This is a genomic window from Paenibacillus sp. 2003 (assembly GCF_031455635.1).
GTDB lineage: Bacteria > Bacillota > Bacilli > Paenibacillales > Paenibacillaceae > Paenibacillus > Paenibacillus amylolyticus_B.
The window spans coordinates 1,210,677-1,232,826 of record NZ_JAVDTB010000001.1; the positions used below are offsets into that span (position 1 = coordinate 1,210,677).

Genomic DNA, 22,150 nt, shown 5'->3' on the forward strand with positions numbered 1-22,150 from the left:
CGTTTATTTTTTGACTATTATAGACCGATTGGTCTGGAAAAAGAACACCAAACAAACTGAAGGAGGAAATAAGGATGACACAATCTCAGCAGATGGAAGCGGGCAATAGTATACCGCATCGGATCATGCATGGTTTTACTCAATTGCTACTGGAAGGAAAACTGGAACAGTGGTTGGAGCTATATACATCTGAAGCTATCTTCGAATTCCCATATGCACCAGCAGGATATCCTCAGAAACTGGAAGGCAAAGCGGCAATTACGAATCATCTTCATAATCTACTGGGGATGATTGAAATCCAGCAGTTTTCTGAACCGGTGATCTTGGCTGATTCCACGAAACAACAGTTTGTGGCTGAATTTACTTGTAAAGGGCGTTCATTAGTTACAGGCAAGCCATACAACCAAACTTACATCTCTGTAGTGAGCCACTCTAATGGGAAAATTACACATTATAAAGACTATTGGAATCCAATGGTCGTACTCGAATCGGACTTAGGAGGTAACAAGCATGATCAATGATAAACCGTTGACACTTATTATAGGGGCTAATGGAAAAACGGGAAGCCGTGTTGCGGCCATACTTCAAAAGCATCATTATCCGGTGCGTTTGGCAGGAAGAACTAAACCATCTCTTTCTGATTCTGCCGATAACTATGTCTATTTTGATTGGTATGATTTCGAGACATATGCGCTAGCGCTGAAAAATGTGAATCAGGTGTACCTTGTCGTGCCAGTCATGGACATGACCCCAGAAGACGTCATGATTCCGTTCATCAAGGAAGCATTGTGGAACGGGGTTAAGCGATTCGTTTTACTTGGCAGTGCTTCGATCGATGAGAATGGTCCTATATTTGGCAAAGTACATCAGTATTTAAAAGCGCATGCTCCTGAGTGGGCCGTATTACAGCCTTCCTATTTTATGGAGAACTTTACGGAGGGGCCGCATCGGGAGACAACGAAACAACTCGGGAAAATTTACAGTGCTACGGGTGAAGGGAAAATTGGATTTGTTAGTGCAGATGATATCGCGGCGGTGGCCTTCCATGCTCTGACAGATGTAGTTCCTCATAATACGGAGCATATCATTACAGGGCCGGAGTCGTTGTCCTATGGACAGGTTGCAGACGTCTTGAGCCGTGTACTGGGTCAGTCCATCCAGCATGAATCTTTGTCCGATGATGAATTGAAAAACAGCATGATTCGCGCAGGAATGTCAGAAGAATACGCTGCTGCCCTGGCAGGACTGGATGTGCCTATCCGGGAGGAGGGGAGAGAAGATCAAACGACGGATACGGTGACAAAAATAACGGGGAATAACCCAATTTCATTCGAGCAATTTATTCAAAATCATATCGAAGTATGGAAATAATGGAAGAAATATTTTCATATTATGAGAAGACGGTGCCTAGTGCCCGTCTTTTTGCATGTCTACCAGCATGTTGACATCGTTGATTCAAATATGGATCTCTCCCTAACCAGGGACACTACGGAAAGCAGTGATTATACGAACACACTTTTGGGGAAATAGATGAGGATGAATGTTAGGGCGAGTTTTGAGAAACGCCCTAGATAAAGGGGCGAAGAGAGCGAATGATTCAGTTCGAAAATGTATCAAAACAATATCCTGATGGAACAACGGCTTTGCGTCAGGTTAACCTCAACATTAACAAGGGAGAACTGTTTGTCATGATTGGTCCGAGTGGATGTGGCAAAACCACCATGCTCAAAATGATCAATCGCCTGATTGAGCGAACAGATGGAATAGTGCGCATTAATAAACGCCCAATCGATGAATACAACATTCATGAATTGCGCTGGAATATCGGATATGTACTGCAACAGATTGCACTATTCCCGCATATGACAATTGCCGAAAATATTGCGGTTGTTCCTGAACTGCGAAAATGGAAGTCAGATCAAATCAAGGAGCGTATACATACGTTGCTGGACATGGTTGGTTTGCACGGAGATACGTACAGTGAGCGCAAACCTGCCGAACTATCAGGTGGACAACAGCAGAGAATAGGTGTGTTGCGTGCACTCGCTGCCGACCCCGAGATTGTATTGATGGATGAACCATTCAGTGCACTCGATCCGATGAGTCGGGAGAAATTACAGGACGATATTCTGGATATCCAGCGTCAGATGAAAAAAACAATTGTGTTTGTCACCCATGATATTCAGGAAGCGATGAAGCTGGGGGATCGCATCTGCATTATGAAGGATGGACAGGTTTTGCAGGTAGGCACCCCGGAAGAACTGATCCGACAGCCAGCTAATGATTTCGTACGTGAATTTGTTGGAGGTCCTAACACCGATACGAGTTCACAATCTGATTTTGATCTCGAATCCATCATGTCACCACTCTCACCGGGTCATGTGCCAAAATCAGCTAAAACTGCCGTTCCTGTATCCATTATGTTGACGGAGTTAGTTGATATCATGGCTTCCCATGACCATCTGCTGGTTGAACGTCACCGCCAGATTATTGGCGAGATCAGTCGAGTTGATCTGATGAAATACTGGTCTGGTCAGTTACAGGAACGAGGTGAAGGACATGAGTAGATTCACGGAGGTGTTCAGTGAGCGCAAAGGTCAGTTGTTGTCTGCTCTGCTGGAACATATTCAGATCTCATTTATTGCATTGTTCTTTGCTGTCCTCATTGCTATTCCGCTTGGTATATACCTTACTCGCAAACCAAGAGTGGCTGAACCAATTATCGGGGTCACAGCTGTGTTGCAGACGATACCTTCCCTGGCGCTTCTCGGATTGCTAATCCCGTTATTCGGCATAGGTACCCTTCCTGCAATCATTGCACTGGTAGTGTATGCGCTGCTTCCGGTACTCCGCAACACGTACACAGGCATATCCGAAGTTGATCCTTCCATGGTGGAAGCGGCGAATGCGATGGGCATGAATAGTTGGCAACGCCTAATCAAAGTGGAACTACCACTGGCGATGCCTGTTATTATGGCCGGAATTCGGACTGCTATGGTGCTTATTGTAGGAACGGCAACACTTGCTGCTTTAATTGGCGCAGGAGGTTTGGGTGCATTAATTTTGCTGGGCATTGATCGGAATGATACGGCACTGATCATCCTTGGAGCCATTCCGGCAGCCTTGTTGGCTATTTTGTTTGATGTACTATTGCGTCAATTCCAGCGGTTATCCTTCAAGAAAACATTGGTTACCTTGGGTTCGCTAGCTCTGATCGCGATACTTGTGATTACCATTCCCTTCGTGGCACGTGGTGGACAGAAGGATCTCGTCATTTCCGGGAAATTGGGGGCGGAACCGGAGATTCTGATTAACATGTACAAATTGTTGATTGAAAAAGACACAGACCTGACCGTTGAACTAAAACCCGGATTAGGCAAAACGCCATTCCTTTTCAATGCACTCAAGTCGGGTGATATTGACATCTATCCCGAATTTACTGGGACAGCGATCTCCGAATTCATGAAGGAAACAGCAGTCAGCACCGATCGGACCGAGGTGTACGAACAGGCAAGAGACGGAATGCTGAGCCAGTTCAACATGGTGCTGCTGAACCCTATGGATTACAACAATACGTATACGTTGGCCGTTCCAAAGAGCATCGCAGATCAATACAATCTCAAGACCATTTCGGATCTCAAACCGGTAGAACAGCAAATGAAGGCAGGATTCACGCTGGAATTCTCGGATCGGAAAGACGGTTACCTTGGCATTCAGAAGAAGTATGGGATTGAATTCCCGAACGTTGCAACAATGGAACCGAAGCTTCGCTATGGTGCTGTTCAACGTGGCGATATCAATCTGGTAGATGCCTACTCCACAGATAGTGAGTTGAGACAATATGAACTCGTTGTGCTGGAGGATGATCAGGAGTTATTCCCACCGTATCAAGGCGCGCCGATGCTTCGTCAAGAAACGGCAGATCAATACCCACAACTGGTTGAGGTGCTGAATCAGCTTGCTGGCAAAATTACGGATGATGAGATGCGTCAGATGAACTATGACGTGAACGTAGAGGGAGCGAATCCTGAACAGGTTGCAGCAGAGTACCTTAAACAGGCTGGATTGCTGTAACTTCAGGCATCCCTGCAATAGATGTACCAAAAGGATGAGGAGGAACCATGATGACACAAGAAACGTATGACTTGATTGCAATTGGAACAGGAAGCGCGGCAAGCTCTGTAATCACCCGTTGCGCTGAAGCTGGCTGGAGAGTTGCTGTAATTGATGAACGTGAGTTCGGCGGAACGTGTGCACTGCGTGGCTGTGATCCCAAGAAAGTGCTGGCTGGAGCGGCTGAGCTGATTGACTGGAATGAACGGATGCAAGGGAAAGGTATTCAGGGACAGGCGACCATCAACTGGTCTGAACTTATGGCCTTTAAACGCACCTTTACCGAAAGCATACCTAGAGCAAGTGAAGATCAATTCAAACAGGCCGGAATGGATACGTTCCATGGTAAAGCTTCATTTGTCGATGAAAACCATATTCAAGTGGGAGAAGAAGTGCTCCATGGCAAACACATTCTGATTGCTACTGGTGCAAGACCTGCGCCACTTGAGATTGAGGGCTCAGAGCATCTGATATATAGTGATGACTTTCTGGATCTGGAACAGCTGCCGGATCGATTAGTTCTGGTAGGCGGTGGATACATTGCATTTGAGTTTGCGCATATTGCGGCCAGAGCCGGGACGGAAGTCCACATCCTGCATCGGAGTGAGCAGCCTCTGAAGTCGTTTGATGCAGAGCTGGTAGAATCTTTGTTGCATAAATCAAAAGAGATCGGCATTCATGTTCACTTGAACGCGGAGGTGAAGTCCATACGGCAAGAGGGGAACGCCTATGTAGTTCATGGCACACGTAATGGTGCAGATCACCAGTGGCAGTGCGGACTTGTGGTTCATGGAGCCGGGCGTGTTCCTAATGTGGATGGGCTGGAATTGGAGAAAGCCAACGTCAGCTACAGCAAAAAGGGGATCACGGTGAACGAGTACTTGCAAAGTGAAAGTAATCCGAGAGTGTATGCTGCTGGCGATGTAACCGATACAAAAGGGTTGCCTTTAACCCCGTTAGCAGGTCAGGAATCCCGGGCTGTATCGTTCAATTTGTTGGAGGGAAATCAACACAAACCTAATTATAAAGTGATGCCTTCCATTGTGTTTACTGTCCCTGCCCTTGGAGCTGTAGGTATGAGCACAGAACAAGCCAAGAAAGAGGGCTATGAGGTGAAGGTAAATGATATGTCGAAATGGTATACTTACAAGCGAACTCATGAAAAATTTGCCATGGCCAAAGTGGTGATCGACAAATCAAGCGGGCGTATTCTGGGCGCGCATGTGCTCGGGAGCAAAACAGAAGAATTGATCAACCTTTTTGCAATGGCGATTCAGTTCAATCTGACTATCGATCAGTTAAACACCATGAATTTTGCATATCCTACTGCTGCATCGGACCTGGGTTCTTTAATTTAGAAGTGATGATGAACTCCCTTTAGGGACGGAAGGAAGGATGAAAACAACGATGTCATCGGATTTTATTGGGCTTCATAAAGGCAAGTGGACGAAGGAACCCGTTGCTGCACGGATGGATGGGGATCGTTTCGTTGTGGAAGCTCAGGAAGGCAGTGACTTCTGGGAGAACACATTCTACGGGTTCTGTCATCGGGATGGACATGCCATGCTTGCTCCATGGGACGGAACGGAAGCGATTGAGGTATCGTTTGATCTAAGCTCATTCACCGAATTATATGATCAGGCGGGATTAATGTTATGGTACGAAGAAGACCAATGGATCAAGGCCGGAGTTGAGGTTAATGATGGCGTGGCACATGTTGGAGCCGTCGTGACGGATACGTATTCGGATTGGTCACTCTCTCCTGTGCCAGAGTGGGGTGGACGAATCGTAACAATCAGAGCCTCCTACAGTAATGAGGCTGTTGTCATTCGTGCTCGCACAGATGAGCATCCTTGGCGTACGATTCGGGTTGCACGGTTTGCCTATCCGACGAACAAACACGCAGGTCCATTTTTGTGTTCACCGAAGCGTGCAGGGTTCGAAGTAGCCTTTACCAAGTGGAGGTCCACGACACCCGATCAAGACTTGCACACAGATCCACCGATTACAGATTAAAACAAGTTAAGATGCACGATAAACAATGAAACATGAACAGGTGTATCTGGCTTAGAAAGCAAGACAACACAAATAAGCGAGTCTTCCATTAACGGAGGACTTGCTTATTTGTGTGTTTAAACTTTGGACTATGAAGAGTCTCCAGTTACTCATTTCATCATTCACCGGGTTCAGCGAGTCCTTTTCACACATACAACAGAGTGCTTGCGAACTTTACTTGAGTTTAACGTTTATTTACTCGTGTCCGTATCCATGGACTGGGGTTCAGTCTCTTTTTCATCCTCATCATCATTGGATTTATTGAACTCCAGCATACGCTCCTCGTAATCGTCCAGAAACCATAATGGGTCCATACTGTCTTCCTCACCGTTGTAATTGATGACGATTTCTTCGCCAGCCTTGATGTCTGTATACGCGTAGAAGTCAAAGGTGTGGTTTTCAAAATTGATATCATAGGTAGCGTTAGGTTCATAGGAGTGGTTGATCAGACTACCGTATCCGAGCAGAATGGCGGTATGATTCGCTCCATATTCGAACACGTAATCTTCCAAAATCGTTTTTTCGACATGCTCATGATCTTCATTCGGGTAGGGCACAACGGGTGCCTGATGGATAAGCGTTCCTTTGGCAATATCAACAGTAGCAAATACCCCGCGGTTAAACTCACCACCATCACCCAACTTGGATTGTTTCACTTCAATCATATTTTTCACCTGATGCTCTTCGAAGAGCTCCGTTCTATATAGTAATAATTCGTTAAGGCAAAATTTTAACCCATACTTTCATATAAGGCAAATTTCAGACAAAAAGGTGTAATATTTTTTAATAGGGCGTTGAGTTGTGCAGGAGATAACGCTTATAATATACAAAGAATTAAGTCTATATAGAAAAGGTGTCATGAATGAGCATATTAAATGTAGAAAAATTAAGTCACGGTTTTGGTGACCGTGCTATCTTTAACGACGTTTCATTCCGCCTGTTGAAGGGCGAACATATTGGTCTGATCGGGGCTAATGGTGAAGGTAAATCCACCTTCATGAACATTATTACAGGAAAGCTTCAGCCGGATGAAGGCAAGGTGGAGTGGTCCAAACGGATGCGTGTTGGTTATCTGGACCAGCATGCTGTATTGAACAAAGGCCAATCGATCCGTGACGTTCTTCGCGGCGCGTTCCAGTATTTGTTTGACATGGAACAGGAAATGAATGATATGTATGGCAAAATGGGCGATGTGACTCCCGAGGAGCTTGAACAACTTCTTGAAGATGTGGGTACGATTCAGGATACGCTGACAAACCAGGATTTCTACATGATTGACGCCAAAGTGGATGAAACCGCACGTGGTCTGGGTCTGACAGATATTGGTCTGGATAAAGACGTCAATGATCTGAGTGGTGGACAGCGTACCAAAGTACTGCTTGCCAAGCTGCTGTTGGAAAAACCCGATATTTTGCTCCTCGATGAGCCTACGAACTATTTGGATGAATTGCATATCGAATGGCTGAAACGTTATCTGCAGGAATATGAGAATGCATTTATCCTCATTTCTCACGATATTCCGTTCCTGAACAGTGTAATCAACTTGATCTATCACATGGAGAACCAGAATCTAACTCGCTATGTGGGCGATTATGATCACTTCCAGGAAGTGCATGAGATGAGAAAACAGCAGTTGGAGTCGGCTTACAAGCGCCAACAACAAGAGATTGCTGACCTCAAGGATTTTGTAGCGCGTAACAAAGCAAGTGTAGCTACACGCAATATGGCGATGTCCAGACAGAAGAAACTCGACAAGATGGATGTCATCGAGATCGCCAAGGAGAAACCGAAACCGCAGTTCAACTTCCGTGATGCAAGAACATCCGGCAAGCTCATTTTCGAAACCAAAGGTCTTGTAATTGGATACAACGAACCGTTGTCCAGACCACTGGATCTGCGTATGGAGCGCGGACAGAAAATCGCCCTTGTTGGTGCGAACGGAATCGGTAAAACAACCCTGATGCGCAGTATTCTGGGTGAAATTCAGGCTCTGGAAGGAACCGTTCAACGTGGTGAACATCTGGAGATTGGTTACTTCCAGCAAGAGATGAAGGATGCCAACTACAATACATGTATTGAAGAGATCTGGCAGGAGTTCCCTTCCTATACCCAATTCGAAGTGCGTGCTGCACTTGCAAAATGTGGTTTGACTACAAAACACATTGAGAGCAAGGTAGCTGTACTAAGTGGTGGGGAGAAAGCCAAAGTGCGTCTCTGTAAGCTGATCAATAATGAAACCAACCTGCTTGTGCTCGATGAGCCGACAAACCATCTGGACGTTGATGCCAAGGAAGAGTTGAAACGTGCGCTCAAGGCTTACAAAGGCAGTATTCTTCTAATCTCCCACGAACCGGAATTCTACCGTGATGTAGTTACGGAGACGTGGAATTGTGAGTCGTGGACCACGAAAGTATTCTAAACAGAGGTTGTTCAAAAGTCACGGACTAATAATACGTGCGAGCTTGCGAACAAGCTCGAAGCGTGAGAAAAGGCGCGAATTTTGCTTGCAAAACAGGCAGAACTCGCGCTTTTTTGCGTGGTTTTAACGAAAAATGTTTGAATTGAATTCACAGTTGACAGCTGGAATAAGGCAATAATATAATTCAGGAAAGCGATTACATTTATATATTAAAAACCTGTTTCACTGCATAGGGGCAAGGAAGACACGGTATTCGTATGGGTATCATTGCACTTAGAAGGGAAGACGGGTCTTTTTTTTGCACTCTAATGAAACCGGTTTCATTAAAATGAGGAGGTGGACAAACGCTCGTTACTGACAACTGGTTGCTGAGGATAGGCTGAACAACAACACCGCGCGTTCAAGAACCATGCTTTCATCTTTCACGCCAAAGGAGAGAATGAACATTGGATAAACTCAGGAAACCCATGATATTTATGTTATCTGCAACACTTGCGCTGTCTTCGGGACCGTTGATGCTGCCGAGTAAGGCGTATGCCGAATTGAGCAGTATACCCCCCACGTTGTTGCAGGATGATTTTTCGGATGGGAATTACACAGAATCACCTGCGTGGAACGTAAGCTCAGGCGACTGGGAAGTGTTCGCTGACCCGACAGATGCGTCCAACTCCACGCTTTTCCAGAGCGATACCAATGAAGGCATCATCTCTACTGGAGACTCCATGTCGGACATGACCGTGTCCATGCGCTTTTATACAGGAGAAGGTAAAGGATTTCCGGGCATTTTGCCGCGGTTCCAAGATAAGAGCAACTTTTACTATTTTCAAATGCAGGTACCCAACAACAAACTCGTTTTCTCCAAACGGGTGAACGGAACAGATACTACTTTGAAAACGGTGGACTATGCGTTTGCCCAAAACACATGGTACACACTCAAAGTGGTGTTATCAGGTACCACCATTCGCGGGTATATCTCGGAAAACGGCTCCGATCGGTTGGTATTTGATCTGGTCGATCCTACATACGGGTCAGGTACCGTGGGCATTCGGAATAAGTGGCAGTCGGTACATGCAGATGACGTGATCATTGCGGAGCATCCGCCTGAGAACGACATTCAGCTCTCTATTGCTGAGCAGACAGCGTCTTCGGTTTCACTGCAATGGTCTGAAATCGTGGGTGCATCAGCCTATCGCTTGTATCGTTCCTCTACGCCTGAAGGCGGCTATTCCCTGGTAACCAATACCGGGACTTTAGGACACACGGATGAAGGATTAAGTGGGGATACGGTGTATTATTACAGGCTCGCTTATGAATACGGAGGCCTAACCGAATCATTATGGACTGCTCCGCTGGAAGTTCGGACGACTGCGTCGGCACCACAGGCTCCTGGCGAATTAAAGGCCGAAGCACTCAATGCTACAAGCGTGAAGCTATCTTGGTCTGCCGTGGACAAGTCAACGGGTTATCGCGTGGTTCGGGCCGAAGCTGGCAGTGAGCAATACGAGCAAATCTATGAAGGTAAAGGGCTCACATTCACGGATAATGCACTTGAGCCGGGCACCAGCTACAGCTATCGTGTGACAGCCTTTAATGCAGCTGGTGAGTCAGCGGCTGCTGTTGCTGAAGCTACGACATACTCCATTGACTCTCCAGCAGAGTTCGCTACCACAGCTGTGACGGACACATCAATCTCTCTGGGGTGGAATGTCCTGCCTGGATCTGATGTAACGTATACCGTGTCCCGTGCAACCAGTGCTACGGGTACGTATCAGCAGGTCTATAGTGGCAATGAAAACACGTTTAACGATAGTGGTCTGACGATGGGCACAGGATATTTTTACATCATTCAGGCGACCGTGGACGGCGTAACTTCTCCAGCATCCGCACCGTTGGGTGTTGCCACAGTTCGCACAAGCATTACACCAGGGCAATTGTGGCCAGATCTGGACGGGAAACCGATCGATGCACATGGGGCTGGTTTTTTCTATGATGAACAGACGGAGACTTATTACTGGTATGGCGAATATCATAAGGGCGGCTGGCCAGCAGTTGGTGTGCGTGTGTATTCATCCAAGGATCTGATGAATTGGACGGATGAAGGCATGGCTTTAACAACACTTCAATCCATGGATGATTTTGACAATGACCCGTTGATCTCCAAATTGTATGCGGGGCGTGAAGACCGCGTGGATATCTGGGCAGATATCCGCAAAGGACGGATCATTGAACGACCAAAGGTCATCTATAACGACAAAACAAAGAAATACGTGATGTGGGCCCACATGGACGGCGACAAAGACCCCTATAACGATAATGCGAATTACGGTAAGGCGAGGGCAGGTTATGCGATCAGCGACTCTCCAACAGGGCCTTTTGTGTATCAGAAGAGTTACCGGATGGACAGGGCTCCCGAAGGGGAGAAAGATTACTTCCCAAGTGATAAGGGCATGGCCCGTGACATGACGTTGTTCAAGGACGATGACGGTACCGGTTATCTGATCTACTCCAGCGAAGAAAACCTGACGCTCTATATCTCCAAACTGAATGAAGACTACAGTGACGTAACAGGGTGGCATAAGGAAGGACGAACGGATGACAAAGGCAATCCGGTACGAGATTCCACCTATCAGGCGGAATACGGCGTAGATTACGTGCGAGTGTTCCCGGGAGGGCAACGTGAAGCACCGGCGATGTTCAAGTATCAGGGGAAATATTATATTTTGACTTCCGGAGCTTCCGGCTGGGCCCCTAACGAAAACAAAGTGACGGTGGCGGATAACATTTTTGGCCCGTGGTCAACGCAGACCAATCCGTTCGTGCGCACGTTGCCAAGTGATCCCGATCCAGGCAAGGCATTTGGCACACAGACCACATCCGTCATTCCGGTCGATCCGGAAAAAGGCAAGTTCATTTACGTGGGGGATACGTGGAATGGTGGCAATTTCTCGAATGACGCCGCAAAATACGTGTTCTTGCCAATTGAGTTTGGAATAGGCTCCGATATCGCGATCAAGTGGTATAACAGTTGGAAACCTGAGCTGCTGAATTCGATGGGCAAGGTGGATATCGCTGATCCATTGCCAGAAGCCGTGGCGCTTGGCAAAGTACCATCCTTGCCAACGACATTGAACGTACGCGACGGTGGTGAACTGGTGTCAACACCAGCAGTATGGACGATTGATAACCGGGCCATGACTACAGAAGATTTTGCTAAGCCAGGACCGCTCACATTACAGGTAACGACACCGGAATATAACAACAAAAAGCAGGCGGTTCGTGTAAATGTCATTCCGGAGAATACACTATATTTTGTGAACAGCGGGGGTTACGAAACGGCTGATTACAGTCTCATAGGTGCTTATATGAAGGGAACGCTTGCGAACCCGGGAGCGGCCGATCAGATGTACGTTCCGGCTGAGGGAAGTAATTGGGGTTATGTCAGCGCAGATGCACTGCCATCCGGTTCGAATGGTGGGGATATATTCTCGACCGTACGTTATCTGAACGGTGGCAATATCAGCAATTCTCCTAAAGGCACAGACTTATCCTACAGATTTGATGTACCGAACGGAACATATGATGTGTACGCCGGATTCAACGATCCTTGGACGAATGCATCGCGCAGAGCCAATTTCATCATCAATGGCACCAATACCGGGGCTGTTACGTTTACGCCTGCCAGTGTTAGAGCCCACAAAGGCATCATTGTGTCGGACAACAAACTGGAGTTGACCGTGCGCAATACGGCATCGCAGGACCCGATGATTAGCTGGATTATGATCGTTAAGCCAGATGCTACGCCACCTGTTAATGACAGTGCTGGTCTCAATGCGGATGCGGTGGATTCAACGAGCGCAACGCTTCACTGGGATGCTCATCTTGGTGCAGCAAGCTACAAGCTCTACCGCGCAGATCGCGAGCAAGGTGAGTACAAGGTGGTCTATAACGGCAATGGACGGGAGTACACGGACAGTGAACTGAACCCCGGCACGGAATATTATTACAAAGTGGAAGCTTTGGATGCGACGGGGCAATCCATGAGAGGTGTATCTTCCGCTTATCAGGTGCATACGGCTCAGCAGAGCGCTGTAGATGTAGCTACAGGGATTACGGCGCTGGAACAGCCTTCCCCAGGTGCGAAGAAACTGAAGTTACCGATAGTGCCACAAGGTTTCACGGTGACGATTGCTTCCAGTTCGGTACTATCTGTCATTCAAACCGATGGAACGATTGTCCCGCCATCCAAGGAAACAACAGTAACACTGGAGTTGGAAATTACTCGAACTTCTGACGACAGTAAAGCCCTGACTGTACCGTTGACGGTGAAGGTGCAGGCATCTGCTCCTTCCCCTGGAGGCACGGACCCTGGTTCGGGCGGTAATCCAGGCGGCAGTTCCGGTGGAAATCCAGGAAATGGTTCTGGTTCATCCAGCAATGGCGGACAATCCGGAAGTGGTAACCCAAGTGCAGAGAATTCGGTACCACAACCTAAACCGGAGAAGGACCGTTCTGTTCTGGAGTTGCAGGGAAAGCCTGACCAGAAGGGTGTAGTGCAGTCCAACGTGGATGCTTCAACGATCAAAGATGCTTTTAAAGTTGCCCCCGTAACAGATGCGGGTCGGCGCTTGGTCGAACTACGGTTGAAGCCGGTTTCGGGAGCAACGGCATATGAAGTATCTCTGCCTGCCTCTGCGTTAATAGATCAGGGAGAGTCACATGTGTTCAACATTGTTACAGAGCTGGGGATGTTGGAGCTTCCTGCCACACTATTAACGAAGGATATCGTTGGTGATGGGATTGCATCCATCCGATTGGTCAGAACGGAGTTACCACAAACAGTCGCAGATCAGCTTGGTACGCAATATGGAGTCCAGCTTGAACTTCAACTGGATGGTCAACCATGGCCATCGGAAAGCCAGTTAATACTTCGTCTGCCTTACCAATCATCACAAAATGCTCAGCCGGATCGAATTGTAGCATTTGCCATTGGCGCGAACGGTGTGGCAAGCCCCTTGCCGCAAAGTTACTACGATCCAAAGAGCGGGCAGCTTGTATTTTCCGTAACATCACTCACAGGAAATTATGCTGTTATGCCTGTGGAGCAGACATTCGCAGATCTTGCAGAAGTGCAGTGGGCCAAGAAGGCAATGGAGGCTTTGGCTGTCAGAGGTGTAATTGATGCAGAGGCAAAGGGTGATTCCACGCAGTTACATCCAAAACAGGAGATGACCCGCGGCCAATACATGCAATGGTTGATGACTGCACTGGGTTTGAATGTTTCTTCCGGGAATGCTTTCTCTGATGTAAACGAAAAGGCTCCGTACTACGAAGCAGTTACAGCTGCGCGTTCACTAGGTATCACCAGTGGTACTGGTGACGGGCGCTTCCTGCCAGAGTCCACGATCACTCGTCAGGAGATGATGACGTTGACAGTTAGAGCACTTGCAGCGGCTGGTCTGGTTGACGCCGAGACGGCTGCAACGGATAACCTTACTCGTTTCCGCGACGCTTCCGAGATTCGCTCCTATGCCCGTGATAGTGTGGCATTACTTGTGGATCTGGGCATCGCACACGGGTACAACGGTGAGGTGAAACCACTTGCTGAAGCGACACGAGCCGAATCGGCTACGTTGTTATATGCGATGATGAGCAAACTGGTATGGAATAAATGATGTTACACCAAAATCGTAGCGTATGAAAAAGAAGGCTTACTCTGACCTGGAACACAGGTTGGAGTAAGCCTTCTTGATTGTACGCCCCCAATGGGTGAAAAGTAGGCTACTCAACGAACGAGTAACTTCCTATGCTTTTGCAGTAGTTAATTGTAATGTTAGTGCATTGTTAATTGTAGTTTTTTCCGATTTGATAGGCTTGTTCCAGCAAGCCTTCGATATGTTCTTTGGATTCTGAGATCGTTTCATAGAGAAATTCGACTCGGGATTCCTGCATTCTTGCATAACCCGCGATCCCGTTATTCAGATAATTGGAAATCATGTTGTAATAGTCGTATTTATGGAATGAAGCCTCCGTTCCTCCAGCTAGTGCAATCCACAGTGCCTTTTTGGAGTTAGCCTTGTTCAGCAGCCCCATGTTCCATACCTTGTCTAGATAAGCTTTGAGCATGGAGGGGACGTTGTACCACCAGATCGGGAAAACAAATACAATGGCATCAGCCGCAAGCACACGATCCAGCTCTTTGCGAATCACAGGGGCATGTTGTTTATCGGGATTTTGCCAGTCTCGCTCATCTTCTACGCCATATAATGGATCGAATCCGTCATGATATAGATCGAGGATATCAATTTCATGGGAATTCTCCTGCATACCTTCTATAAAACGATTCATCACGGCAAATGTTAGGGAATCCTGTCTTGGGTGAGTAACGACCAGTTTAACTTTCATGTAGGAGTAACCATCCTTTTTTCTTTTTTTGGTTAAACATTCTGACCAATGTTATTATAAGATTCATGACATCGTATTGAGAAGTACGCACCTTCGAGTGCTGTAGATACCTTGAGGTTCTTCGGTTACTTTTAATAATAGGTATACATATATGTGAATTATGGGGGAGTACAAGTGGAACAAGAAATGAAAAAATATGAGAGTGGTGTGCAGGCGATGCTGGAACTGGTCGGTGGAAAATGGAGGATTCTTATTCTGCATCAGCTGATATCAGGTAAAAAACGAACAAGCGAACTTCGCAGAGCCATTCCTGACATTACCCAGAAGGTCTTAACCCAGCAGCTGCGTGAACTGGAAAAGAATGAAATCATCCATCGAATCATCCATCCCCAGATTCCGCCCAAGGTAGAGTATGAGCTGACAGAGTACGGCTTGACACTACAGGAAATCATTGACCGCATATGTCTGTGGGGAGAGAATCACTTGGACAGAGTATACGGAGATAAAAGCAGAGTGCTTGGAAATCATTTTAGTGACTATATTCCACTTTCAACTTCAACTTGAGATGGCCGCCAAATTTAAAAATAAAACAAAACCGTCCTTGATTTGAAAAGGAGGGTTTTTGTTGTTTTTTGTCCTTTATCAGCGAAACTGATAAATGCTATAAAATCATTGAAATTGACCCTCAACACCCGGTGTGTTAGGTTTTAGAGAGAAGAAATTAAATTAATGTGATGATTTTAGTCGGAATTAAAATCGAAGCAATGCGCGAGGTGGCAAACAGTGGAACTTCAAGTGACAAACAGCCCTTTTAATCAAGAACAAGTTGAACTGCTTAATCGTCTTATTCCTACATTGACCGATGGACAACGTACTTGGTTGAGCGGATATATTGCAGCAATTCAGGCAAGCGCGACAATAGCGGCTCCAGCTAACCTGGTACAGGCTGTACCAACTACAGGTATTGCACCTGTCAGTGCTCCGCCAGTATCCCGAGAAGTTACCGTGCTCTTCGGTTCACAAACCGGGAATTCCAGTGGCCTATCGAAGAAGCTGGCCAAGAAACTTGAAGAGCAAGGTCTTCAGGTAACGTTGTCATCGATGGGAGATTTCAAACCGAACGGACTCAAGAAAATTGAAAATCTCCTTATCATTGTCAGTACGCATGGCGAAGGCGAACCACCAGATAATGCGATTCCGCTGCATGAATTCCTGAACAGCAAACGGGCTCCGAAGCTTGAAGGACTTCGTTACTCGGTGTTGGCTCTGGGAGATACCTCCTATGAGTTCTTTTGTCAGACAGGTAAGGACTTCGATAAACGATTGCAGGAGTTGGGTGGTACAGCCCTTGTACCGCGTGTGGACTGTGATGTTGATTTTGATGAAGCAGCTGCGGAATGGATGAATGAAGTACTGGCATCCTTAAGCAGTACATCTGCTGCTGCGAGTACGGTAACCACTGAGGCTGTTACAGCTGCGGTGAGCGGCGGGGAATCCGAATATGATCGCACGAATCCATTCAAGGCTGAAGTGTTGGAGAATCTCAATCTGAACGGCAGAGGATCGGACCGTGAAACACGCCACATTGAGTTGTCTTTGGAAGGCTCCAGCCTGGACTACGAGCCAGGTGACAGCCTTGGCGTATTCCCTGAGAATCATCCACGCCTTGTCGATGAATTGATTGCAGCCATGGGATGGAATGCCGATGAACGCGTGACCGTGAATAAAAACGGGGATCATGCATCTGTGCACGAAGCGTTGCTGCGTTATTTTGAAATTACAGCGGTGACGAAACCGGTCGTGGAACAACTTGCGAAACTTAATCCTGGGAGTGGCCTGACGGCGTTACTCGCAGATGATTCCGAATTCCGTACAGTCATGAATAGCTGTGATCTGCTGGATCTGGTTCAGGATTATAATCTGAAAGGAATTCCTGCTGCAGAATTCGTCGCTGCTCTTCGCAAAATTCCGGCACGTCTGTACTCCATAGCGAGTAGTTCGAAGTCTTTCCCGGATGAAGTCCATCTTACCGTTCGCTCGGTACGTTATGAAGCGCGTGGCAGAGAACGTTACGGTGTGTGCTCGGTACATCTGGCTGAACGAATCGAAGCTGGCGACACTCTGCCTGTATATATACAGCATAACCCGAATTTCAAGCTGCCTGAGAACCCGGATACACCGATCATCATGGTTGGCCCAGGTACAGGTGTAGCGCCGTTCAGATCTTTCCTTGGTGAGCGTGAAGAAACAGGAGCAGAGGGCAAGACATGGCTGTTCTACGGAGATCAGCATTTCGCCACTGACTTCTTGTACCAGACGGAATGGCAACGTTGGCTCAAAGATGGTGTGCTCACGAAAATGGATGTAGCCTTCTCGCGTGATACGGAACAGAAAGTGTATGTACAACATCGTATGCTGGAACACAGCAAAGAGTTGTACCAGTGGCTTCAGGAAGGTGCAAGCATATATATCTGTGGTGACGAGAAAAAAATGGCACATGATGTGCATGCTGCGCTCACCACGATTCTTGAACAAGAAGGCGGTTTATCGCCTGAGCAGGCATCGGAATATCTGACACGGTTGCAGCAGGAGAAACGTTATCAGCGGGACGTCTATTAATTACCGGCCCAGCCGGACTGCACCATCCCGCAGAGACGAGAGGAGAAAGCAGCATGGTTTATAATAACTTACTTAACCCACAGCGCACGAATAGCGATGTGGAAGATATAAAGATCAAAAGTGATTACTTGCGCGGAAGTCTGACCGAAACGTTGGCTGATCGCATCACGGGTGCAATTCCAGAGGACGACAACCGTCTGATGAAACACCACGGCAGTTATATGCAGGACGATCGCGACCTGCGTAATGAGCGTCACAAATCCAAGCTGGAGCCTGCGTACCAATTCATGTTGCGTGTGCGTGCTTCCGGTGGAATTGTAACCCCGGAGCAATGGTTGATGATGGACAGAGTGGCACATAAATATGCGAATGAGACAATTCGTCTGACCACACGTCAGTCTTTCCAACTGCATGGCGTACTGAAGTGGGATCTTAAGAACACCATTCGCGAAGTAAACGATTCGTTGCTAAGCACACTGGCTGCATGTGGGGACGTAAACCGTAACGTGATGTGTAACCCGAATCCAAATCAATCCGATGTGCATGCTGAAGTGTATGAGTGGGCATGTCAGGTGAGTAATCATTTGGACCCTCGCACGCGGGCTTATCATGAGCTGTGGCTGGACGGAGAGAAAGTGATTGATTCCCAGGACTCCGACGAAGAAGTTGAACCAATCTATGGCAAAGTGTATTTGCCACGGAAGTTCAAGATCGGTATTGCTGTACCACCATCCAATGATGTGGACGTCTATTCACAGGATCTTGGCTTTATTGCTATTGTGGAGAACGGCAAGCTGCAAGGCTTCAACGTTTCCGTTGGCGGTGGCATGGGGATGTCTCATGGTGACGCCAAAACCTATCCTCAGGTGTCCAAAGTCATTGGTTTCTGTACGCCGGAGCAAATGATTGATGTTGCAGAGAAAACAGTTATGATTCAGCGTGATTATGGAGATCGTGCAGTTCGTAAACATGCTCGTTTCAAATATACGCTGGATGATCGTGGTGTGGAGTGGTTTGTCGATGAGCTGACCAGCCGTCTGGGATGGAAACTGGATGCGGCACGTCCGTATCATTTTGAGACTAACGGAGATCGATACGGTTGGGTAAAAGGTAATAATGGCAAATGGCACTACACGCTGTTCATTCAGAATGGTCGTGTAAAAGATGTAGAGGGCTATCCGCTCATGACGGGTCTGCGTGAAATTGCCAAAGTGCATACGGGTGATTTCCGTCTCACTGCGAACCAAAATCTGATCATCGGTAATATCAGCAGCCAGAAGAAGAAAAAGATTGAAGCGCTGATTCAACAGTACAATCTGACCGATGGTGCGCATTACTCAGCGCTGCGCAGAAGTTCGATGGCTTGTGTTGCGCTTCCAACCTGCGGCCTTGCGATGGCTGAGTCCGAACGTTACTTGCCGTCTCTGATCGACAAACTGGAGCCAGTTCTGGACGAAGCCGGGCTGAGAGACGAAGAGATTGTCATTCGCATGACAGGCTGCCCGAACGGATGTGCAAGACCGATGCTGGCGGAGATTTCATTTATCGGTAAAGCACCAGGTAAATACAATATGTATCTTGGTGGCAGCTTCACCGGACATCGCTTGAATAAGCTGTATAAAGAAAACATTGGCGAAACCGAGATTCTGGACACGTTGACGCCAATGGTGAACCAATATGCCAAAGAGCGCTATGAAGGTGAACATTTCGGAGACTTTGTCATTCGTGCAGGCTATGTTCCTGAAGTGTTGGATGGTCGACAATTTCACGCTTAATTGACCGGGTAAGATGAACTGAAGTTAGGACTGATTTAGGGACGGAAGCATTCCTTATGGGGTGCTTCTTGTTTGTTATATATGGAGTGAGTAGAGGTAATGTTAGTTGTTGCTGAGAGATTATGAGAGGATAAACTGAGGCTAATCTTCAAATAGAGATGGATAATCACCGCAGTTACTCCCAGTTTTTCGTAGGTATTAACTTGTTGAAGTACGCTCAACAAGATATAATGGCATAGTAGAAAGCAGATTACATGTTGAAAGTGAGCGGAAACGATATGGGTCGTAAGTGGAATAATATCAAGGAAAAAAAAGCTTCAAAAGATGCAAACACGAGCCGGGTCTACGCTAAATTCGGCGTTGAGATCTATGTAGCTGCCAAGAAGGGCGAACCGGACCCGGAAGCGAACCGTGCACTGAAAGTCGTGCTGGAACGTGCCAAAACGTATAATGTACCCAAAGCCATCATTGATCGTGCGATGGAAAAAGCAAAAGGCAGCGGGGATGAGAACTATGAAGAGTTGCGTTATGAAGGCTTCGGACCGAATGGTGCGATGGTCATCGTTGATGCACTCACCAACAATGTGAATCGTACAGCGCCGGAAGTGCGCTCTGCGTTTAACAAAAACGCGGGTAACATGGGTGTCAGCGGTTCTGTTGCTTACATGTTTGATCCAACAGCGGTTATCGGTATAGAAGGCAAAAACTCCGAGGAAGTACTGGAACTTTTGCTCGAAGCAGATGTGGATGTACGTGATATCGTGGACGAAGACGATGCTGTAATTGTATATGCGGAACCGGATCAATTCCACGCTGTACAAGAAGCATTCAAAGCTGCTGGTATTACTGAGTTCACAGTAGCCGAGCTGACCATGCTTGCGCAAAACCATATTGAACTTCCAGAGGATGCACAAGTTCAATTCGAGAAACTGATTGATGCGCTTGAAGACCTTGAAGATGTTCAGCAGGTCTACCATAACGTGGAGTTCGTGTAAGAGAACGAGGCGATACGTGGTTTGATTGTATAAAAAGAGTGTCTGACCAATCTACGGGATTGGACGGACACTCTTTTTTTGTTCGTTTATGAGTCAGACTGAAGTGTTCCAGGGGACTGCTCTGTTTTTTCCGAATTCCCCCCACCGAACTTGAATAACACAATTCCGCCCACAATGACAAGTACACCGAGCAGTTGATTCCACGAAAAAGGAATTTGCTCCAGACCGAGCCACCCCATGGAATCAAACAATAGCGCAAAGCTCAGTTGGGACGTCAGCACGATGGAGATGGCATATGTGGGGCCAAGCAGCTTCATGCCTTGTACGAGACAGAAGACCACACCAACACCAATGGCTCCACTGAGCCAGTACCAGAGTTGCATATGCTGAAAGCTGAATGTATTCTTGCCCTCCACTAGCAGAGAGATGAGGAACGAAGCAATGAATCCGGTGAAAAGCACCAACGTTGTTGTGGACCATGAACCGGTGCGTTCATTGACTTTGCTATTAAAAATCGTTTGCAGACTGACAAGTGCACCTGCCAGTAGTGCAAGCGAAATTCCTGTAATTAACATGGTTGTCGAACTCCTTATTCATAAATGTTGTGACCTGCTATTTCCCTTAGACCGGCTCTATCCTTGATCATAATCAATCCCTGATGTCGTTCGATTAATCCGTCTGCACAGAGCTTCTGGATGACCCGATTCAGGTGTCGATAACTGGTGCCGATCAGATTCGCGATGTCGGTCAGATTGAATGCGTCCAGCTCTTCGTGAACGATACTGCCCGCTTCTTCTGTCGAGATGGAGAGCAGGTAGCTGGCTAGACGAACCTCAACGGGATACATCAGGTTGAAATTGGAAAAGTTCGAGTCAATGTAGAATTTGTGAGAGATAATTTTGAGCAAAAATTTAAGTAAAGGTGCATAATCGCTGGCAAGCTCAGCAAGCCATTGATAATGAATGCGAAGCATCACCACAGGTGACACGGCCTGAACCGTATTAACAATATCGCTTTCACGGACATACTCTATGTCACCGACAACTTCAAGCGGTGTTTTGAAGCAAAGCACCAGTGTTTTGTCCTGTGCGGAGGTGGTGAAAATCTTGATTTTACCCTCAACCAGTACGTACAAATATTCGGAAGTTTCCCCTTCACGACAGATCAGTTCACACTTCTCAATGTGGCATAACGTCATATGTGTACGCAGGGGCTCGTGAAATATCTTTTCGAGTTGATATTGCTTCAGATACTGCATTAATTGTTGCTCGTTATGGATCTCTTGCACGCTGTTATTCACCCCCGACGATATGTTTCAATTCTTCTCCAAAATCTATAGTTTCATAATAATGACACCAGTCACCATTAAGGCAATGCCCAGAAATTGCGGCAGTTTCATCTTTTGTTTCACCACGCCGAACCATCCGTTGCTATCCACCAGAAAAGTCAGGAACAGCTGAGCAATGAGCAGGGCCGAGATCGTGAATGTAACCCCAATTTGCTGAATGGCCGTCACTTCACTGAAAATAATGATGGCGCCAAAAGCACCTCCAGCCAGGTACATAGGTTTTACTTGTTTGAGTCCTTGAAGGTTGGTGTCTCTAACAAACATTAGGGTCAGCGCTGCTAATATGAATCCTGTCAGTTGTGTAATCGTAGCGGCCTGCCATGTGCCCATGTCGGTGCTAATCCGAGTATTGGCAACCCCTTGGAGCGTGATACACGCGCCGCCCAGTAATGCAAAAATAATTCCTCTCATATGTACGCTCCTT

At 47.0% G+C, this 22,150-nt stretch carries 17 protein-coding genes; 12 read left to right on the top strand and 5 right to left on the bottom strand.

The window, feature by feature from the left end; genetic code table 11:
- The first annotated feature begins 74 nt into the window (after nt 1-74).
- The 6 genes from J2X75_RS05615 (at nt 75) to J2X75_RS05640 (ending at nt 6,129) form a co-directional block, all read left to right on the top strand.
- Nucleotides 75-521 (top strand): nuclear transport factor 2 family protein, encoded by a 447-nt coding sequence (locus J2X75_RS05615; RefSeq protein ID WP_310334847.1) that lies wholly within the window; start codon nt 75-77, stop codon nt 519-521.
- Entirely contained in the window at nt 511-1,371 is an 861-nt protein-coding gene (locus J2X75_RS05620) for an ergot alkaloid biosynthesis protein (protein WP_310334848.1), read from the top strand. The genes J2X75_RS05615 and J2X75_RS05620 overlap by 11 nt, the downstream gene beginning before the upstream one ends.
- 221 nt (nt 1,372-1,592) lie before the next feature.
- The gene (locus J2X75_RS05625; RefSeq protein WP_310334849.1) at nt 1,593-2,567 is read left to right on the top strand and encodes an ABC transporter ATP-binding protein; all 975 of its coding nucleotides are present in this window, start codon (nt 1,593-1,595) and stop codon (nt 2,565-2,567) included.
- Nucleotides 2,560-4,074: an osmoprotectant update ABC transporter permease/substrate-binding subunit OpuFB gene (gene opuFB / locus J2X75_RS05630; protein WP_310334851.1), complete on the top strand. Its 1,515-nt coding sequence runs from the start codon at nt 2,560-2,562 to the stop codon at nt 4,072-4,074. Before J2X75_RS05625 ends, opuFB begins: the two co-directional genes overlap by 8 nt.
- Before the next feature lie 50 nt (nt 4,075-4,124).
- Nucleotides 4,125-5,471 (top strand): dihydrolipoyl dehydrogenase family protein, encoded by a 1,347-nt coding sequence (locus tag J2X75_RS05635; protein WP_310336661.1) that lies wholly within the window; start codon nt 4,125-4,127, stop codon nt 5,469-5,471.
- Between the two features lie 37 nt (nt 5,472-5,508).
- The gene (locus J2X75_RS05640; RefSeq protein ID WP_310334852.1) at nt 5,509-6,129 is read left to right on the top strand and encodes a DUF1349 domain-containing protein; all 621 of its coding nucleotides are present in this window, start codon (nt 5,509-5,511) and stop codon (nt 6,127-6,129) included.
- A gap of 230 nt (nt 6,130-6,359) precedes the next feature.
- On the opposite strand, the gene J2X75_RS05645 is transcribed toward J2X75_RS05640, so the two are convergent.
- Nucleotides 6,360-6,833 carry an SET domain-containing protein gene (locus tag J2X75_RS05645; protein WP_310334853.1) on the bottom strand — a complete coding sequence of 158 codons (474 nt, stop codon included), beginning with the start codon at nt 6,831-6,833 and terminating at the stop codon, nt 6,360-6,362.
- 197 nt (nt 6,834-7,030) lie between these two features.
- Here J2X75_RS05645 and J2X75_RS05650 point away from each other — a divergent pair, with 197 nt between their 5' ends.
- A complete protein-coding gene (locus J2X75_RS05650; RefSeq protein WP_017688769.1) occupies nt 7,031-8,587 on the top strand; it encodes an ABC-F family ATP-binding cassette domain-containing protein in 1,557 nt (518 codons plus the stop codon).
- Between the two features lie 446 nt (nt 8,588-9,033).
- Nucleotides 9,034-14,259, top strand: a complete 5,226-nt coding sequence (locus J2X75_RS05655; protein ID WP_310334858.1) for an S-layer homology domain-containing protein — start codon at nt 9,034-9,036, stop codon at nt 14,257-14,259.
- A gap of 169 nt (nt 14,260-14,428) precedes the next feature.
- Here the strand turns inward: J2X75_RS05655 and J2X75_RS05660 are convergent, their stop codons facing one another.
- Nucleotides 14,429-14,989, bottom strand: a complete 561-nt coding sequence (locus J2X75_RS05660; protein WP_091016753.1) for an NAD(P)H oxidoreductase — start codon at nt 14,987-14,989, stop codon at nt 14,429-14,431.
- 174 nt (nt 14,990-15,163) lie between these two features.
- Here J2X75_RS05660 and J2X75_RS05665 point away from each other — a divergent pair, with 174 nt between their 5' ends.
- The 4 genes from J2X75_RS05665 to J2X75_RS05680 all read left to right on the top strand — a co-directional run bounded on the left by J2X75_RS05665 (nt 15,164) and on the right by J2X75_RS05680 (nt 20,378).
- Nucleotides 15,164-15,553 (top strand): winged helix-turn-helix transcriptional regulator, encoded by a 390-nt coding sequence (locus J2X75_RS05665; RefSeq protein ID WP_310334861.1) that lies wholly within the window; start codon nt 15,164-15,166, stop codon nt 15,551-15,553.
- Nucleotides 15,554-15,772: 219 nt separating this feature from the next.
- On the top strand, nt 15,773-17,608 hold the full coding sequence (locus J2X75_RS05670) for an assimilatory sulfite reductase (NADPH) flavoprotein subunit (protein WP_310334863.1): 1,836 nt from the start codon (nt 15,773-15,775) through the stop codon (nt 17,606-17,608).
- Between the two features lie 53 nt (nt 17,609-17,661).
- Nucleotides 17,662-19,383: an assimilatory sulfite reductase (NADPH) hemoprotein subunit gene (gene cysI / locus J2X75_RS05675; protein ID WP_310334865.1), complete on the top strand. Its 1,722-nt coding sequence runs from the start codon at nt 17,662-17,664 to the stop codon at nt 19,381-19,383.
- 278 nt (nt 19,384-19,661) lie between these two features.
- A complete protein-coding gene (locus J2X75_RS05680) occupies nt 19,662-20,378 on the top strand; it encodes a YebC/PmpR family DNA-binding transcriptional regulator (protein WP_310336662.1) in 717 nt (238 codons plus the stop codon).
- A gap of 86 nt (nt 20,379-20,464) precedes the next feature.
- Here J2X75_RS05680 and J2X75_RS05685 read toward each other — a convergent pair whose 3' ends face one another.
- The 3 genes from J2X75_RS05685 to J2X75_RS05695 are packed head-to-tail and all read right to left on the bottom strand — an operon-like array spanning nt 20,465 to nt 22,137.
- A complete protein-coding gene (locus J2X75_RS05685) occupies nt 20,465-20,953 on the bottom strand; it encodes a DMT family transporter (RefSeq protein ID WP_310334867.1) in 489 nt (162 codons plus the stop codon).
- Nucleotides 20,954-20,967: 14 nt separating this feature from the next.
- A complete protein-coding gene (locus tag J2X75_RS05690) occupies nt 20,968-21,666 on the bottom strand; it encodes a Crp/Fnr family transcriptional regulator (RefSeq protein WP_310334869.1) in 699 nt (232 codons plus the stop codon).
- 45 nt (nt 21,667-21,711) lie between these two features.
- Entirely contained in the window at nt 21,712-22,137 is a 426-nt protein-coding gene (locus J2X75_RS05695) for a DMT family transporter (protein ID WP_310334871.1), read from the bottom strand.
- Between the last annotated feature and the right edge of the window lie 13 nt (nt 22,138-22,150).

Coding starts and splice junctions, on each gene's coding strand:
- J2X75_RS05685 (WP_310334867.1), bottom strand. CDS start 20,953: ATGTTAATTACAGGAATTTCGCTTGCACTACTGGCAGGTGCACTTGTC.
- J2X75_RS05615 (WP_310334847.1), top strand. CDS start 75: ATGACACAATCTCAGCAGATGGAAGCGGGCAATAGTATACCGCATCGG.
- cysI (WP_310334865.1), top strand. CDS start 17,662: ATGGTTTATAATAACTTACTTAACCCACAGCGCACGAATAGCGATGTG.
- J2X75_RS05620 (WP_310334848.1), top strand. CDS start 511: ATGATCAATGATAAACCGTTGACACTTATTATAGGGGCTAATGGAAAA.
- J2X75_RS05645 (WP_310334853.1), bottom strand. CDS start 6,833: ATGATTGAAGTGAAACAATCCAAGTTGGGTGATGGTGGTGAGTTTAAC.
- J2X75_RS05625 (WP_310334849.1), top strand. CDS start 1,593: ATGATTCAGTTCGAAAATGTATCAAAACAATATCCTGATGGAACAACG.
- J2X75_RS05695 (WP_310334871.1), bottom strand. CDS start 22,137: ATGAGAGGAATTATTTTTGCATTACTGGGCGGCGCGTGTATCACGCTC.
- opuFB (WP_310334851.1), top strand. CDS start 2,560: ATGAGTAGATTCACGGAGGTGTTCAGTGAGCGCAAAGGTCAGTTGTTG.
- J2X75_RS05640 (WP_310334852.1), top strand. CDS start 5,509: ATGAAAACAACGATGTCATCGGATTTTATTGGGCTTCATAAAGGCAAG.
- J2X75_RS05680 (WP_310336662.1), top strand. CDS start 19,662: ATGGGTCGTAAGTGGAATAATATCAAGGAAAAAAAAGCTTCAAAAGAT.
- J2X75_RS05660 (WP_091016753.1), bottom strand. CDS start 14,989: ATGAAAGTTAAACTGGTCGTTACTCACCCAAGACAGGATTCCCTAACA.
- J2X75_RS05635 (WP_310336661.1), top strand. CDS start 4,125: ATGACACAAGAAACGTATGACTTGATTGCAATTGGAACAGGAAGCGCG.
- J2X75_RS05650 (WP_017688769.1), top strand. CDS start 7,031: ATGAGCATATTAAATGTAGAAAAATTAAGTCACGGTTTTGGTGACCGT.